Origin of the sequence: Pseudobutyrivibrio ruminis CF1b (assembly GCF_000424005.1) — a bacterium.
GTDB classification, from domain to species: domain Bacteria; phylum Bacillota; class Clostridia; order Lachnospirales; family Lachnospiraceae; genus Pseudobutyrivibrio; species Pseudobutyrivibrio ruminis_C.
This window is the reverse complement of the sequence record NZ_AUJB01000008.1, coordinates 678245-695863: the sequence shown is the minus strand read 5'-3', so window position 1 is coordinate 695863 and position 17619 is coordinate 678245. Positions and strand designations below refer to the sequence as shown.

The 17619-nt window shown below is 39.0% G+C and carries 15 protein-coding genes; 1 reads left to right on the top strand and 14 read right to left on the bottom strand.

The window, feature by feature from the left end; translation table 11 throughout:
• Positions 1-2: 2 nt before the first annotated feature.
• The 11 genes from G592_RS0105460 to G592_RS0105410 all read right to left on the bottom strand — a co-directional run bounded on the left by G592_RS0105460 (position 3) and on the right by G592_RS0105410 (position 12573).
• Positions 3-1616 (bottom strand): flagellar M-ring protein FliF C-terminal domain-containing protein, encoded by a 1614-nt coding sequence (locus G592_RS0105460; RefSeq protein ID WP_028246923.1) that lies wholly within the window; start codon positions 1614-1616, stop codon positions 3-5.
• Positions 1617-1793: 177 nt separating this feature from the next.
• Positions 1794-2099: a flagellar hook-basal body complex protein FliE gene (locus tag G592_RS0105455; RefSeq protein ID WP_028246922.1), complete on the bottom strand. Its 306-nt coding sequence runs from the start codon at positions 2097-2099 to the stop codon at positions 1794-1796.
• Between the two features lie 29 nt (positions 2100-2128).
• Entirely contained in the window at positions 2129-2584 is a 456-nt protein-coding gene (flgC, locus tag G592_RS0105450; RefSeq protein ID WP_028246921.1) for a flagellar basal body rod protein FlgC, read from the bottom strand.
• Positions 2585-2606: 22 nt separating this feature from the next.
• Positions 2607-3005, bottom strand: coding sequence for a flagellar basal body rod protein FlgB (flgB, locus tag G592_RS0105445; RefSeq protein WP_028246920.1), 399 nt, complete (start codon positions 3003-3005; stop codon positions 2607-2609).
• Positions 3006-3283: 278 nt separating this feature from the next.
• A complete protein-coding gene (codY, locus tag G592_RS0105440) occupies positions 3284-4060 on the bottom strand; it encodes a GTP-sensing pleiotropic transcriptional regulator CodY (protein WP_028246919.1) in 777 nt (258 codons plus the stop codon).
• Between the two features lie 152 nt (positions 4061-4212).
• Positions 4213-6282, bottom strand: a complete 2070-nt coding sequence (topA, locus tag G592_RS0105435; RefSeq protein ID WP_028246918.1) for a type I DNA topoisomerase — start codon at positions 6280-6282, stop codon at positions 4213-4215.
• Between the two features lie 143 nt (positions 6283-6425).
• Positions 6426-7520 (bottom strand): DNA-processing protein DprA, encoded by a 1095-nt coding sequence (dprA, locus tag G592_RS0105430; protein ID WP_051194771.1) that lies wholly within the window; start codon positions 7518-7520, stop codon positions 6426-6428.
• Position 7521: 1 nt separating this feature from the next.
• Positions 7522-9051 (bottom strand): YifB family Mg chelatase-like AAA ATPase, encoded by a 1530-nt coding sequence (locus G592_RS0105425; RefSeq protein ID WP_028246916.1) that lies wholly within the window; start codon positions 9049-9051, stop codon positions 7522-7524.
• 91 nt (positions 9052-9142) lie between these two features.
• Positions 9143-10150: a tryptophan--tRNA ligase gene (gene trpS / locus G592_RS0105420; protein WP_028246915.1), complete on the bottom strand. Its 1008-nt coding sequence runs from the start codon at positions 10148-10150 to the stop codon at positions 9143-9145.
• Between the two features lie 17 nt (positions 10151-10167).
• A complete protein-coding gene (locus G592_RS0105415) occupies positions 10168-10704 on the bottom strand; it encodes a DUF5662 family protein (RefSeq protein WP_028246914.1) in 537 nt (178 codons plus the stop codon).
• Between the two features lie 15 nt (positions 10705-10719).
• Positions 10720-12573: an alpha-amylase family glycosyl hydrolase gene (locus tag G592_RS0105410; RefSeq protein WP_028246913.1), complete on the bottom strand. Its 1854-nt coding sequence runs from the start codon at positions 12571-12573 to the stop codon at positions 10720-10722.
• 130 nt (positions 12574-12703) lie between these two features.
• Here G592_RS0105410 and G592_RS0105405 point away from each other — a divergent pair, with 130 nt between their 5' ends.
• Positions 12704-13012 (top strand): DUF1292 domain-containing protein, encoded by a 309-nt coding sequence (locus tag G592_RS0105405; RefSeq protein WP_028246912.1) that lies wholly within the window; start codon positions 12704-12706, stop codon positions 13010-13012.
• Positions 13013-13016: 4 nt separating this feature from the next.
• On the opposite strand, the gene G592_RS0105400 is transcribed toward G592_RS0105405, so the two are convergent.
• The 3 genes from G592_RS0105400 to G592_RS0105385 all read right to left on the bottom strand — a co-directional run bounded on the left by G592_RS0105400 (position 13017) and on the right by G592_RS0105385 (position 17619).
• Positions 13017-14714, bottom strand: coding sequence for an ATP-dependent helicase (locus G592_RS0105400; protein ID WP_028246911.1), 1698 nt, complete (start codon positions 14712-14714; stop codon positions 13017-13019).
• 55 nt (positions 14715-14769) lie between these two features.
• Positions 14770-16218 (bottom strand): glutamate--tRNA ligase, encoded by a 1449-nt coding sequence (gene gltX, locus G592_RS0105395; RefSeq protein ID WP_028246910.1) that lies wholly within the window; start codon positions 16216-16218, stop codon positions 14770-14772.
• 99 nt (positions 16219-16317) lie between these two features.
• Positions 16318-17619 (bottom strand): carbohydrate-binding domain-containing protein, encoded by a 1302-nt coding sequence (locus G592_RS0105385; protein ID WP_028246909.1) that lies wholly within the window; start codon positions 17617-17619, stop codon positions 16318-16320.

The window sequence follows — 17619 nt, the reverse complement described above, 5'->3', positions numbered from 1 at the left end:
CCTTATCCCCAATCCTCGTTTAGCCAGTTTCTCAGAAGCTGAGCAACAGCCTCTGGTTTCTCATCCACAAACTTTTCAATAAGTATGCGGGCTTCAGATTTCTCTGTGTAACCAATATCTTCAAGCTCCTCCTCCTCTTCCTGAGCAGTTGAAGCAATAAGATCATCAATAGTGAGCTCCTGTTCCACAGGCTCCTCTTCTTCTGTCTTAAGACTTCTAAATACAACAAAGCCAAGCATTGCAAAGATAAGAGCTGCCAGTACGATCTGAATAATATCTGTCACTGAGATTGGTGGTCCTTCAGAATACTGAAACATTGGAATCTCGTAGGCTACAACCTTAACATTTGATGTTGGGAAACCAGTAGTTCTGGCTACAACCTCAATAATGTCATCAGTAACCTCAAGCTGAACAGGGTTTGAATTTGCTTTTACAAATTCATCAAAGGTCTGTCCTGCTTCCGTCAACGTGCCATCCTTTTCCATCTTATCTTCGTTGTAAATAGCGAACTTCTTACAGGTAACAGAAATCGAAGAATCCTCCAGACTCTGCTTTCCTATTTCATCCTTATGAGTAGTAATCTTCTCATCAGGTAAATAATCCTTCTCGAAATCTTCTGTAGAAGCCTGAGTCTTATTTTCATCCTCAATTACATAGGTGGTATCATCATCATTTGAATCTGTACCTGGAACACCACCGCTACCACCTGTTGAGCTAGAGCTTGATCCCTTTTCCCAGTCCAGATAACCTTCTGTACGACCTTCATCAACTGAGTAATCATAGTGAACGTAGCTATTCTCATCAAAGCTCATTGAAAGGTTAACGCCAACAGAAACTGCGTCATACAGATTTGTTCCTTCAAGAACAGTCTGAACACGGTTTACAATCTCTGCTCTGGCCTTATCTCTTGCATCCTGATTAGCCGATGCTGATGCTCCTGCTGTACCCATCTGAGCATTTGGATACAAAAGATTTCCTTCAGTATCCATAATTGTGATGTTATCAGTGGTTTCATTAGCAAGGTTTGTTGCCAGATGTCTGGCCAAGCCTTCTATAGTTTCCTCTGAAATAGGTGAATTTAAGGTAAGAATTACAGATGACCAGCCAGGCTGATCTCTTGCAATAATAGTACCGTCGTCTTCAGGTATATTCAGAGTAACTCTGGCCTTGTCAATCATTTCAAAAGCTTCAAGGTCAGTTGCAAACTGTTCCTCTAAATACTTCTTGTATTTCTTCTGCTTATCAGCTTCAGTAGCTGAAAAGCCACCGTCAAATACGTTGTCCACGGAATACTTTGATGTTGGAATTTCATTAGAACCAAGAAGCACGTTGGCACGGCCCTCATCCTTCTCGTCTATGTAGAATGTGAAACCATCTGGAGAAGTCTCATACATGATTTTTTCTGTTTCCAGAAGTTCCTTAACAGCTGCTGCCTGCTTTCCATCTTCACAGACCACAAGCTGCATCATTGTTGGCCTTGTGATTACTACAGCCAAAATAATAAATGACACAATAACAACAGCAGTTATTGAAATAATCAAAACCTGCTGTCGCCTAGTAAACTTTCTCCACCACTCTAAAAGTCTGTTTAAAATAGCCTGAATTTGTTCTGGCATAGACTCTCTCCCCTACAACACATTAAAAAATACCATTCTCACATAATTACCATAATAATCTCTCGGTGCTAAAGCACCTATTCTTCCAAGGAAAAAGTGCCATTATAATTCGCTCCGCGAATGGGGCACTTCTTGAGCATACTTTTTTATAACAGACAAGCTGTTAAAAAAAGCATGCTATACTTGCATCTGCATAATCTGTTGATAAGACTCAAGAATTCGATCTCGAACCGCTACAGTGTACTGCAATGCAGTATTTGCCTTCTTTTCTGCAATCATTAAATCGTGTGTGTTGTCTGTCTCTCCAAGCTGAAATGCTACCTGCTCCCTGTTGGCAGCCTTTTGTAATGCATTAGTATCTTCAAGTAATCCCATAACTGAATCAAGCATACTCTGGAATCCAGTTGTGGCATCTACCTTTGGTGTTCTTGTATCCTTTACAGGTGTACCACCATATAAACTCTGAAGTGAAGAAATATCCATATGCGTCCCCCATTACATACTACAATCAATTATCGCTGACCAATCTGAATACCATATCCAGCCATGGATTTAATGGCATTAAATGCTGTTACATTAGCCTCGTAAGAACGGCTTGCATCTATGAGATTTGTCATCTCAGTAACTGTATTAACATTAGGGTATCTAACATATCCATTCTCATCTGCATCTGGATGAGATGGGTCATATTCCATAATAAAATCTGTTTCTGTGTCCTCAGAAACCTTGCTAACCTTTACACCATTGCCGTAATAATGCATGGTCTTATCATTTAAGATATTTTTGAAATTAGGAATTCCTGCATGATAGTTCTTTTCCTTAAAGGTAACTATCTTTCTTCTGTAAGGACCTCCATTTTCGGTACGTGTAGTACTTACATTTGCAATATTCTCAGCAATAATATCCATACGAAATCGCTGAGCTGTCATTCCTGTAGCACAGATATCAAAAGGTTGAAATAATCCCATAGGCACCTCCTAATCAAACACACTACTTGCTACATACAATTGAAAATCTTTCGAATTCGTTTGATATGCTTGTGGTGTACGCCTGATAACGAAGTGTTTCTGATGCAAGCTCAACATTCTCTGTATCAGGATCTACATTATTTCGATCCAGTCTGTAAGAAAATGTCTCGTAATCAGTGTACTCAAAGCCGTCTACATGATTGCCATCATCGTCCAGTTTGTTGACAGCTCTGTCCAGAGTCCTTTCATGGGTTCCCAACAATTCCTTTTTCAAGACACTTGCAAACTCAATATCTTTTCTCTTATATCCAGGGGTATCTTCATTGGCTAAATTATTCAGAATAAGTGTCTGTCTGCGCCAGCTGGCGTCAGCTGCACAATCCAGAGCATTTACGTAAGAAAAAGCATCCGACATAATCATACCCGTACACCTCCTAGACTACTTTAACTTCATTATATTGAAAGCTTTCTGAAATTTCAAACACCTTTTACATTATATTGTGTATATTGTAAACAATAGCCACAATAAGTAGTGTCGCTTTTCAATTTATAATGATTATTATTAGAATATTATTCATGATAATACATTATTGTGTAAAAGTTGTGTAATATAACTTAAGAAACACAAAAGGACTTAAGAAAATTTCTTAAGTCCTTTTAAAACACAAATCCATTTTATATATAGCTAATGAATTTTAATTATTTATTCTTCTTAATTTCCTCAAGTTCATCAAATACAACATCGTTAAGAACCTTGATGTATGTTCCCTTCATACCTGATGAACGAGACTCGATAACACCTGCTGACTCAAACTTACGAAGAGCGTTTACGATAACTGATCTTGTTATACCTACTCTATCGGCAATTTTTGATGCAACCAACACCCCTTCGTTACCATCTAATTCATCAAAGATGTGAATGATTGCTTCAAGCTCTGAGTATGAAAGTGTTGAAATAGCACTCTTTACAACCTGGAGCTTACGATTCTCCTCTGCTGACTCCTCATTTACTGAACGCATCATCTCAAGACCAACTACTGTTGTGCCATACTCTGTAAGGATGATATCGTCGATATCGTACTGCTTGTCAAATCTGTAAACGAAAAGGGTTCCAAGACGCTCACCAGCGATATCGATTGGAGCGATGATTGCAGAATACATATCAATATCAGACTTCTCAAAGCCAAGAGTTTTATGATTTACATTTTCTTTTGTTGAAAGAATAGAAAGTAATCTCTCATTTAAAAGTGGATCGATAAATCCACCAACCTCATCAACGATAAGCTCACCGATTTCTGTTGTGTTTGGAAGGTGTGAAAGACCAAGAACCTTTCCCTTCTTAGAAATAACAAGTACAGAAGAATCAAGGATTTCTGTTAATACTGAACAAATATCGTTAAAAACTACCTTCGATGAATTATTGTTGTGAAGAAGCTTTCCAATCTTTCTAGTCTTGTCTAATAACTGTACACTCATTTAAATATATTCCTCCTAAATAAAACAAAATGCAAACCTTTCATAGCATCTGTTTTTCCCCTGACTTCTAAAGTCAATTCTGAATTGTACAAATTATAGCACTTAATGTGTCAAATTTCAATTAATTTCAGAATATTTTAAATATTCACAGGTTAATTTTGACTCTGGACAAATCTGCACTCGTCGTTTCCACAAACAAGCTTATTGCCCTTTTCTACCATATAGGTGCCACACTTTGGACATTTAACAGTCGTTGGCTTTGACCAGCTAATGAAATCACACTCTGGGTGATTAGCGCAGCCAAAGAACTTTCTGCCCTTTTGAGATTTTCTAATTACAACATCTCCGCCACACTTAGGACATGGAACTCCAATCTTCTCTAAGAATGGCTTTGTATTACGACACTCAGGGAATCCAGGACATGCCAGGAACTTTCCGTGAGGTCCAAACTTGATTACCATGTTTCTTCCGCATTCCTCGCAGATAACATCAGTAACCTCATCGTGAATTTCAACCTTTGCCAGCTCTTCCTCGGCAATCTTAACTGCCTTCTCCAAATCTGGATAGAAATTTCTGACAACTGACTTCCATTCTACGGTGCCCTCTTCAACGCCGTCCAAAAGAAGCTCTAAATTAGCAGTGAACTTATCGTCAACAATGATTGGGAATGAATCAACCATGATAGAGTTAACTACCTCACCAAGCTCAGTAACGAAAAGGTTCTTAGCTTCCTTTGTAATATAATGTCTCTTTAAAAGAGTTGTAATTGTAGGTGAGTAAGTACTAGGTCTACCAATTCCAAGCTCCTCTAAAGTCTTAACCAATGATGCCTCAGTAAAATGTGGCGATGGCTGGGTAAAGTGCTGCTTCTCCTCAAAGCTGTTGAAGGAAAGCTCAGTCTCCTCTGTAAGCTTTGCAAGTGGATGAGTCTTAGAATCCTCCTCATCATCTGCAGCTGTATAAATCATCATAAAACCATCAAAGTTGATTGATGATTCAGATGCTGTAAACACCTGATCCTTAGCTGAAACGCTAAGTGATACTGTATCATAAAGAGCATTTGCCATCTGGCTGGCAACGAAACGCTTCCAAACAAGCTGATACAATCTGTACTGATCACGTGTAAGGCTGTCCTTAATCTCTGAAGGAACAAGCTCAATGTTTGCTGGACGAATTGCTTCGTGAGCATCCTGTACCTTACTGCTATTCTTCTTAGCATTACCTGCTGTTTCAGATAAGTACTTATCTCCGTAATTTGCAGAAATAAACTCTTCTGCAGCGGCCTTAGCCTCATCAGAAACACGTGTAGAATCAGTACGAAGATATGTGATAAGACCCACTGTGCCGTGGCCCTTAACGCTAACACCTTCATAAAGCTGCTGTGCAACGCTCATAGTCTTCTGAATTGAGAAATTCAAAGCCTTTGAAGCTTCCTGTTGCATAGTAGATGTTGTGAAAGGAAGTGGTGCCTTCTTTTCACGGGTACCTCTCTTAATAGAAGCGATTTTGAAATCAGCTCCATTAAGCTCGGCCATAATTTTATCAAGGCTTTCCTTATCGGAAATATCCTTCTTTCCAGTCTTGTCGCCATAATACTTGGCAACGATAGGCTTCTTTGCACCTGCTGTATTTAAAAGCACATCAAGTGTGTAGTATTCCTGAGGAATAAATTGTTCAATTTCTTTTTCTCTGTCGCAGATAATTCTAAGAGCAACAGACTGTACACGTCCTGCTGAAAGACCTCTCTTAACCTTAGCCCAAAGAAGTGGTGAGATTTCATAACCTACCATTCTGTCAAGCATACGACGTGCCTGCTGGGCATCAACCAAATCCATATCGATTTCTCTAGGATTCTTAAGTGAATTCTTAACAGCAGTCTTTGTAATTTCGTTAAAGGTAATACGGTATACCTTTTTGTCCTGTAAATTAAGTGCGTGAGTAAGATGCCAAGAAATAGCTTCACCCTCACGGTCGGGATCAGTTGCGAGAAAGATTTTGTCTGCCTTCTTCACTTCCTTACGAAGTGCTGCAAGTAACTCGCCCTTTCCTCTTATTGTTATATATTTAGGTTCAAAATCATTTTCAGGATCAAATCCCAGCTGAGACTTTGGCATATCCCTTACATGTCCCTGAGAAGCCATTACCTCGTAATTACTTCCTAAAAACTTTTTAATGGTATGCACCTTTGCTGGCGACTCTACGATAACCAGATTTTTTGCCATAGAAACTCCATCTCCATTTTTTAGTTTCGCTCCAATATTATATTGAAACGTTACTCACTATACAACAACAAATTTCTATTTTCAAGAAAAACTTTAATTATTGACAGAACATTTAAATCCTTTTCACAAAAATCGATACGAAATTACAATTGTTTTATATAATTATTTTTGAAGGCCTCGGAAAGCAATCCCATGCGTTCAAGAGTGAGAACAGCTGATAAAAGCTGAAGATAATCCATCCCGCTTTCCTCTAACACCGTGGCAAGACTCTTAGGATATAAATCGAACATATTATAGATTTTGCTTAGATTCTTATCCAATTTAATTCCTTCAGACTTTCTTGACGTATGCTTCTTTACTGGTTGTCCATATGCCTCTGCCAATTCATTAATAAATTGATTTACATTACATATGACTCCTGCTCCCTGAGTAATCAATTTGTTGCATCCCTCTGAAAGAGAATCCCCAATTCTGCCTGGAACAACATAAATATCTTTTCCCTGTTCAAGTGCAAAATCTGCAGTTATTAATGAACCTGATTTCTCTCTGGCCTCAACAACTATTACTACATCAGACAAGGCGGATACAATTCTGTTTCTAAGCGGGAAATTCCAAGCTTTTGGGCAGCTTCCAATCTGATATTCCGAAAGTATTGCTCCATTTTTAGCAATCTCTTCATATAATAATCTATTTTCAGAAGGATAGACTACATCGCATCCACAACCTAATACAGCAACTGTATTTCCTCCTGCAGCAAGACATCCTCTGTGCCCATAAGAATCGATTCCCCTGGCCATACCACTAATCACAGTATAGCCTGCATTACCAAGGGCTTCTCCCAAATCCTGGGCGACCTTTTTGCCATAAGCACTGCAACGTCTTGCGCCTACAATAGAAACACACCTTTCAAAATCAGGCAGCTTTCCCACATAAAAAAGTCCATAAGGCGGTTCATATATGTTTTTAAGCTTCTCGGGATATTTTTTATCCTCTATAGTGATAAATGAAAAAGGAGTATGTGTAAATTCCTCATATTCTCCTGCTAAATCATATTTTTCCCTGTTTGATATAAAAACGTCTGCCTCTTTTTCATCAAGAAGATTTGAATCAAGCAATTCCTTCTTTGTAGCATGGTAAATATGATATGAATCATAAAAATAATCTATTAATTTTGATTTTCTGGTAAAAGCAATATCCTCATTGGAAAGGAACCAGTGCTGATATACAATTTCGTTCATACTAGCACTCCTCCCAATATTTCTTATCCAGTCCACGATACAAAATAGCTTCCTGCAGATGAACAAAACCGATATCTTCACTTCCTGCCATATCTGCAATGGTTCTGGCCACTTTAAGTACCTTATGATAGGTTCTGGCTGTCAGAGAATATTTCTCATACATCTCTTCCATGTAATCCAGTTCTTCATCTCCCAAAGCACAAAATGTTTCCATTAAATTACTTGGAATCTGGCTGTTAAATCTGAATCCATAATCAGCATATCTCTTACGCTGTATTTCATGTGCTCTTATGACTCTGCTTCTTATATCTGCTGAAGATTCGTTATCCTGCTTTTTATTAATCATCCCAAAATTAAGTGTTGGAGCCTCTGCGCAAATATCTATTCTGTCCAATAATGGCTGCGACACCTTGTTTAAATATCTCTGTATAGACATTCTGGTGCAGTGACATCTGTTTAAATCAGGATAATAACCGCAGGAGCAAGGGTTCATGGCTGCCACCAGAACGAAATCTGCTGGGAATGTAAAACTGCCCTGGGCTCTTGCTATATTTACTTTCTTATCTTCCAAAGGCTGTCTTAAGATTTCCAATGTAGCTTTACTAAATTCTGTAAGCTCGTCTAAAAACAATACTCCGCCGTGGGCTAGGGATATCTCCCCTGGCTTAGGGATATGGCCTCCTCCCACAAGTCCCTGTGCTGAAATTGTATGATGAGGACTTCTAAATGGCCTGTTTGTAAGCAATCCCATACGCTCGTCAAACATTCCTGAAACGGAATAAATCTTCGACAGCTCCATCTGCTCCTCTGAATCCATGGGTGGTAAAATTGATGGAATACATTTTGAAATCATTGATTTTCCAGCTCCTGGTGGGCCTACCATCAACAAATTATGCATACCGGAAATGGCCACTTCACAGGCGCGTCGTAAGGCCTGCTGTCCATTTATCATTGAAAAATCGTACGCTTCCTCTTTTACTTTGCCCTGAATATCGACATTCAGTTCCTTCATTTTAAATTGTCCTTGATTTAATAAATCAATAACATCTTTCAGCTGACTTACGCCGATAGTAACAATATCTGGAACAAGTCTTGCTTCCATTAAATTGTCTTCAGGAACGATAACAACTTCAATATTGTTCTTTTTAGCCTCGATTACCATGGATAACACGCCGTTTACAGGCTGAATTTTGCCGTCTAAGGCAATTTCTCCACATATGCATACATTTTCCAACCTGTCACAGTTAATGATGCCTATGGCCGATAATATGGCAACTGCGATAGGTAAATCAAATCCTGCACCAGTTTTTCTAATACTTGCCGGGGATAAATTAACGGTGATTCTCTTAATAGGGAGGGCATAACCTTCATTTTTAAGAGCTGCTCTTACACGCTCTCTTGCCTCCTTCACCTCTGATGAAAGGTAGCCAACCATATCAAACATAGGCATACCTTCAGAAATATCTGCTTCTACAGATATAATTTTAGAATCGATACCAAAAATGGTAGCAGTTTTAACAATACTATACAATTAATCTCCTGGGGGATTATGTTTAGATGTAACGAAAAAAGACAGGAGTTATATTAGCATACTCCTGTCTTGAAATCAATTATTTTTATAACTATCTAATTCTTTCAGTAAGACCAAGCTTCTTGTGAACCTTACGTAATGTCTTGTTTGCAAAGTAAGAAGCCTTCTCAGCATTTTCCTTAATGCACTCGTCAATGTAAGTCTTGTCCTTCTCAAGCTCAGCACAACGCTGGTGGAATGGATCAAGCATATCAGCTACAGACTCTCCTACTGCAAGCTTGAAATCACCGTATCCCTTACCTTCAAACTCTCTTGCAATTTCGTCCATAGACTTGCCTGTAACTACACCATAGATTTCCATAAGGTTTGAAACGCCAGGCTTGTTCTCTGTATCATAACGAACCTCTGCATCTGAATCTGTAACAGCCTTCTTGAACTTACGAATGATAGTGTCTCTGTCGTCGTTGAGATAGATTGTAGCGTTAACATTCTCATCTGACTTTGACATCTTCTTTGTAGGCTCAGCAAGTGACATAATTCTCGCACCTGTCTTAGGGAAATATCCTTCTGGAATAGTAAATACATCACCATAGATGTTGTTAAAACGCTCAGCTACATCACGGCAAATCTCAAGGTGCTGCTTCTGATCTGCACCGATTGGTACAAGGTCAGCCTGATATAAAAGAATATCTGCAGCCATAAGTGCTGGATATGTAAATAAACCTGCATTGATGTTATCAGCGTGCTTAGCTGACTTATCCTTGAACTGAGTCATACGGTTGAGCTCACCCATGTATGTAAAACAGTCTAAAACCCATCCAAGCTCTGCGTGAGCTGGAACGTGTGACTGGAAGTAGATGCAATTCTTCTTTGGATCAAGGCCAGCTGCCACATACTGTGTATAGATACGTCTTGCATTCTGTCTGAACTCTGTAGGATTCTGTCTAACTGTAAGGGAATGTAAGTCCATTACGCCAAAGAAGCACTCATACTCCTCATGTAAATTAACCCAGTTTTTGAGGGCTCCAATATAATTTCCAATAGTAAGCTTGCCTGTGGCCTGCATTCCTGAATATAAAACCTTTTTTTCTTTTTCCATAATAAATTATCTCCGAATTACTTTTTATTCTTTAAAATCTCTCTTCTTATGTAGTCGTTAGTAGCTTCCTCACCGTTTTCAGCGAGATGAGTCAACAACTCTTCTATAAGTTTTGCAGTATTGGGATGCATCATATATTTTCCCTTGCCCTTTTCAAAATATTCAAGAGCACTTCTGTCTGTGTATGCATCCTTCTGGTAATTCTTACATGCTGCAACTCTGTCGCAATACATCTCAACTACATAATTGACTGGCATTTCCATACCTGTCATGCCATGATGTTCATCTAAACCATAATCAATCCAATATTCAAAATGGTGTTTATTGCGACCTTTGTGATGAAGCCAGGCAAGAGATACGCCTGTATCCTCTCTCTCAGCATTATTAGGACTTTTATCTCCCTGGTAATACTTTGCGCCAACTGAAAATTCAGTCCATGAATATTTAGAAAGATCATGGAGAAGTCCCTGCTTGTATAAACCTACAGCAAAGCACCCCTTCATAACTAAATGTCTGTGATGAGTAATTGTTTTAAAATGTTCCCAAGCCTTCATGAATAACTCCTAGCCTTATTTCTTTTCTGGTTTGATTCCTACAAGAACTGAAATGGAATTACCAGGTACTTTTATTGATTGCTGATCATGAATTGGTTTAGGCGAAAAATCACTCTTATCATCAAACTCAGCTGTGTTAAAGCAGAGGCGCCATCGCTTTCCAGGCGCTAAAAGTGGAAGTGCCATATCCACACTGTCATAGTGGAAGTTGTAACAAACGAAAACATCTTCCTTTTCATTAGCATAGGCACCATTATAAAGAACTCCAAGAGCCTTCTGCTCTTCTCCGATAGTCATCATCCATGGCTCTGAACCGTGGAAGGACATATCTGGAAGACCAAGATGCTTGTAGTCATTCATGTAAAAAGGAGTCTCACCCCTGAGGCACTTATGGTGCTTTCTGAATTCAACAAGCTCCATAACAAACTTTTGTAAAGTGGTCTTGGATTTGTTCTTGGCAAACATGGTGTAGCCAATCTTATTATCCTGACAATATGGATTGTTATTACCCTCATGTGTAGCCGCCATTTCATCTGCAGCAACAATAAGTGGAACGCTCTGAGACATAAAAAGTGCTGTAAAAGCATTTCTCATTTCTCTAAAGCGGTTTGCATTTATTATTTTATTTGTAGTCTTTCCTTCGATGCCATAGTTGAAGGAATAGTTATTATTAGTACCATCACGGTTGTCTTCGCCGTTGTCCTGGTTGTGCTTCTCTCCGTAGGAATAAGAATCCCAAAGTGAAAAACCATTCACGTTTGCCATGTAATTAACAAAACCGTAAGCGCCATTTTGCCTGCGCATGTGGTTAGCAAACTGAACCATACTTCCATTCATATGGTTCTGAATCTGGCGTGTAACATTCATGAAGGAATCATTATAGATAAATAAATGCTTCTTTCCAGACTCCTGGCAAAGAATCTCCTCTGGAATAAACTCGTAGAAAATCTTTGTGTCAGCCAGGAATGGCTCAGCAGCAATACGCTCTATAGGTGCATTGCAGCCAACAATATGAAAACCATCAATGTGATAATACTTAACGTAATATTTCAGGCAATCAAGATAAATCTCTGGGCTGACCTCTGTAGAAAAAGAAAACTCCATAATTGCTTCAAAACCGTTGGCATGAAGTGTGCTAACGAGATTTCTCATAGATTCGCAAACAGAATCTGCTCCACCAAAATAGGATGCCTTTGGTGCAAAGTAATTGGCAATGCCGAATCCCCAGTAATTAATCTTTCCTGTATATTCCAAAGCTTCTGTAATCTTTCCCTTAGGTGAGATTACTGCCTTTGTCTCTAAAAACAATTCTTCAAAATCATAAAGAGGCATTAGCTCTATACTGGTAACACCTAATTTCTTCAAGTAAGAAAGCTTAGATGTAAGACCCTTATATGTGCCAATTTTAGCCTCAGACATATTAAATCCCGCTGTAAAGCCTCTTAAATGAAGCTTATATAAAACCATATCCGTAGGAGCTATTTGAACCTTAGTATCTTTCCAATCTTTATCAATTCGGGAAATACCTGAAAACACCTTAAACTGACGTTTCTCTCTAGCTTCCACATCAGCCCATTTGTCACGACCAACTACTGCTGTAGCGTAGGGGTCAACGTAGACTTTTCGATCTTCTTTTAGAAGATAGCATACTTCGTCAGGATTAATGCCCGAAACTAGGACAGAATAAACTGCTCCAACAGCATAATCCTTAGAAAGCTCTATTAAATGTAATTGTTTAAATGTGGATTTATCGAATAAAATGATGGAGATTTTCTCAGCAGAAGGCTTCACAGCAAATGTGAATATTACTGCATCTCTTCCACTAATTCGTGGACCATATTCCCCAAAATCTCCTCTTGAAATGTTCATAATAAGCCCCGTTTTCTCGCATGTTGTAGAATAAATGGCGAAAATATCAAAAAATCACTAGACATCGCCATTGATGAATTATATCATAAGGGCAGTTCTTAAACAAATATTATCTTTAAAGGAGTATAAGATGGACGAGAATCAGGTTTTCCCAGTTGATAATGAGGATGATGATGTAGTAGTTACTTTGAATTTAGATGATGGTTCAGAGGTTACATGCGAGATTCTTACAATATTTGATGTAAATGATCAGGATTATATCGTTTTGCTTCCACTTGATAAGAACGGTGAGCCAAACGAGGACGGAGAAGTTTTCATCTATCGTTATTTCGAAGATGAGACTGGCGCTCCATCCCTTGACAACATCGAATCAGATGAGGAGTATGAGGCAGTTTCAAAGCGTTTCGATGAAATCTGTGATGAGGATTTCGGAGAATAATCATTTACAACTTCATTTCATCTAAAAATCGGGACTTGTCCCGATTTTTTTTATTTGTATAAGATATAAAAAGTTTTCTTTTGGCCCTTGTGATTCCAACATAAAATAGTCTTCTCTCTCCTTCCATATCCTCCCTGTTTTCTACCTTATTTGAGGGAATAATACCATCATTTGCAGCTATAATAAATACATTATCAAACTCCAGACCTTTGCTGGAATGCAACGTATATAATCCAACCTTGCCTCTCTTATCTACACTAGTATTTTTATTCTCATAATCTATCTTTAATCTGAGGATATTAAGCTTGTCTATGGCCTGTCTAATAGTCCTGCATTCCCTAAAAACTTCAGTAATAAAGTCAAGAATCTCATAGTATTCGCCCACTTCAACCTGTTTAGCAACAGACTCTTCAATAAGAAATGTCTCATAGCCCATGGCTTTTCTTATATAGCTTACAGCAGCCACAGGAGACATCTTTCCAATTAGCTCAATATCAGCCCACAAGGCCTCTACAGTCCTGTAATTAACAGGATGAACCCTGTAAAAATCAAGCATAGCTTTCTTACTGGCACCTTTTTCCAGAGACTGTCTGTGAAGGTATCTGTTTGGTCTATTAAGGATGCCTAGCAATCTGGTCTTTGTAATATTCCCTAGTGCCAGCTGAAAATATGCCTCTATGTCTGCAATAATAAAATGTGTATAGATATTAGGCATGTGTTCTTTTAAATAAAATGGAATGTCTGAATTCACCAGCTTATCTACCAGATATCTTGCATCAGAATGATTACGGTATAAAATAGCGATTTCATCGTAAGGACTACCATCATTATGTAGCCCTAGAACCTTTTTGAGGATATACTCTGCTTCTTCTTCAGGTGAAAACGACTCATTCACCTTAATATCTCCTATTGGAGCTGTACTTTTGATTTCTTTGCTAAATCTGTTTTTATTAACCTCAATAAGCCTGCCTGCTGCTTCCACGATATTCTCAGGATTTCTGTAATTGTAATCAAGGATAATCTTTTCTGCTCCAGGAAACTTTTCCTCAAAATCAAGCATAATCTTTGGATTTGCTCCTCGAAAGCCGTAAATAGACTGGTCGTCATCTCCTACACAAAACAGATTTTTAGTTTTTGCTGATAACATGCAAATAAGCTTAAATTGAAGGTCATTCATATCCTGCATCTCATCTACTAAAAAGTATGAAAATCTCTTCTGCCATTTGGCTAATACCGCAGGTTTATTAATAAAAAGTTCATAGGCTTTTGAAAGCATATCATCAAAATCAACTACATGATATTTATCCTTTAGATATGCGTACTTTCTTGGGATATCATCCTCGTCTTCCCCTGCCAGATACATAGCCTCTTTCCAGATTCTATCCCTCATCTGGCCCATAATTATGTCGGAATTCTTATAGCCTAATTCCTTTTGAATTATTCCCCAAAATAAAGAATGGAACGTTCCAAAGGTCACCGGGGATTTCTCCTCTGATATACCTTCGAAACGTTCCTTCATTTCTATCGCTGCCGCCTTGGTAAACGTGATTACCAAAACCTGATCTGCTGGTACACCAGAATTAATAAGCGCTCTAACCCTTTGTGTCAAAACCGCTGTTTTGCCACTACCCGGGCCTGCTATAACTAGACAAGGCCCTTCTTTATGAAGAACAGCCTGTCTCTGTGGGGCATTTAGATTCATAAAACTCCTCTATGCCCAGTATTCAAGGTCAACCAACAAATATTTTTAAACCCAATTATGACAGCTTTTCGATTGCTGCCTTGATACGCTTGATAGATTCTTCCTTACCAAGGATTTCCATCAACTCTGTTGCACCGCCAGGAGTCATCTGCTTACCTGAAACAGCTGTACGTACTGGCCAGAGAACGTATCCATTCTTATATTCGTGCTCTGCAGCAAATCCTGAAAGAAGTGCGTAAAGAGCATCATTTGAGTAATCATCCTGTGCCTCAAGAACTGGAAGAAGCTCCTTGAGAACTGCAAGTGAAGACTCCTCATTTGTCTTCATCTTCTTGTGAGTATACATTGCATTGTCATACTCTGGTACTGCATCAAAGAAATCAACGTGATCCTTGATGTCAGGGAATACCTCGATACGAGTCTGAACCATCTTTGCAATCTTCTTAAGGTCATAATCGCCCTTAATGTATTCCTTGAGGTATGGCTCTGCCATCTCGTAGAACTTGTCAAAGTCCATAGCCTTCATGTACTCGCCGTTCATCCACTTAAGCTTTGTGATGTCGAATACTGCAGGTGACTTTGAAATACGGTGGTAATCGAACTCCTTAACAAGCTCCTCAAGTGAGAAAATCTCATTGTCATTCTCTGGAGACCATCCAAGAAGAGCTACGAAGTTAACAACAGCCTCTGTAAGGAAGCCCTGCTCAATAAGGTCTTCGTATGAAGAGTGTCCTGAACGCTTAGAAAGCTTCTGGTGCTCCTCGTTCGTAATAAGTGGGCAGTGAATGTACTTTGGTACTTCCCAACCAAATGCTTCATAGAGACGATTGTACTTTGGTGATGATGAAATGTACTCATTACCACGAACAACGTGTGTGATACCCATAAGGTGATCATCAACAACGTTAGCAAAATTGTATGTAGGATATCCATCAGACTTGATAAGAATCATATCATCAAGCTCTGCATTATCTACTGTAATCTCTCCGTAAAGCTCATCTACGAATGTAGTTGTGCCTGTACGAGGATTGTTCTGACGGATAACATATGGCTTTCCAGCTGCAAGATTAGCCTCTACCTCTTCCTTTGAAAGACCAAGGCAGTGCTTATCATAGATGTGGATTTCCTTGTCGCCGATAACCTGCTTGCACTCAGCAAGACGCTCGTCATCACAGAAGCAGTAATATGCTTCTCCTTTTTCGATAAGCTGCTTAGCGTACTCAAGGTAAATGCCGGCTGCCTGACGCTCAGACTGAACGTATGGGCCAACACCCTTATCCTTATCTGGGCCTTCATCATGAATAAGGCCTGTTGCTGCAAGTGTTCTATAAATAATATCTACAGCGCCCTCAACAAGACGCTCCTGATCTGTGTCTTCTATTCTAAGAAGGAAATCTCCTCCCTCGTGCTTTGCTACTAAATATGCATAAAGAGCTGTACGAAGATTACCAACGTGCATACGACCAGTTGGTGATGGTGCGAAACGTGTTCTTACTTTACTCATTTATATTTCCTCTCAATATCAAAATAAACTAAGGACTGCAAAAATCCGCAGTCCTTAATTATTTTATACCAATTTCTATTTTTTTCAAGTAGTTGATTCTTATAATGAATCATCATTCTGTTGGTTATCAGTGCCACCTTCTGGTGCTTCTGTTTTTTCACCATTTTCTGGTGGCTCTGGTCTGTTTTCAGGATCAAAGTCCTCTGGAAGGTTATTAGGATCAAAATCCCCCTTCTCGCCAGGTCCACCCTGACCTTTCTGTCCACCTGGGCCTGCTTTGCCACCTTGGCCACCCATTCCTCCGCCTGAGAATGTCTCGCCAGTTATATTATTATCTCCACCGTTTTCGATGATTGGACTATTGCAACCTCCTGTAGCTGTCACTTTTCCTCCATTAATGATTACAGAAGATTCATCCGCATCTAATGCACCATCAGGCATTCCAGCTCCAGTAGCATTAACAACGCCATCATTTATGGTAATGCAACCATCAAAACCACCGTTACTATCTATAGCATCATTATTAGTGCTTTTAACAGTAACTGTTCCTCCATTGATTTCTATATAGCAGCTGGCATTAATACCATCATCTGCAGAATCTACAGTTATATCGCCTCCATTTATGAATATCAAGCTCTTTGACTCGATACCCTCGTTTTCACTAGTGACGTTAACAGTTCCTCCGTCTATGCTCAAAAGGTCATTGGCACGAATTCCATCCTTCACATTTGAAACTACATTGATTGTTCCAGATTCTATATAAAGCTTGTCATCACAGGCGATGCCATGCTTATAGTTTCCTGTTACATTAAGAGTTCCCTCTCCTAAGAAGATTAAATCATCGTTGCAAGAAATAGCTGCTTTACCGATGTCATTTCCCTCAGAATCTGTTTCGTATTCAGAGGCATCCTCTATTGAATTTGTAGTGCCTGCTGCTGTTTCTATATACAGATTTTTAACCTGCTGGCCATAAATCACTGGGCCTTTTGCACTCTTTAGTTCAACACCATTGAGTATCAGCTTTACATTTTCATCTGTATTTATAAGTATGGATGCATTTTCACTAGCGCCTGTCAGTGTGTAGGCACCGCCCACTGTGATATATAAAACACCATCCTCATTAGAACATCCACTTCCATCTATAGTCATTCCATCAGATGAAAATGTAACAGTAGCTTTACTATCCCAATCGGTTTTAATAGTCAGTTCCTTATAAGCAGCTGATGCAGATGCAGCATCACTATAAGCTGTTTCCGAAGATACCTCTTCTGTGGTGACTGTAGTTTCTGTCTGTTCCTCTGATTTTGCTGAAGTAGCTGTATTAGTTTTATTAAAACTGCAGCCAACTAGAGAACCAACAAGTAATAAACCTAAAATACTAATTACAATTTTATTTTTCAT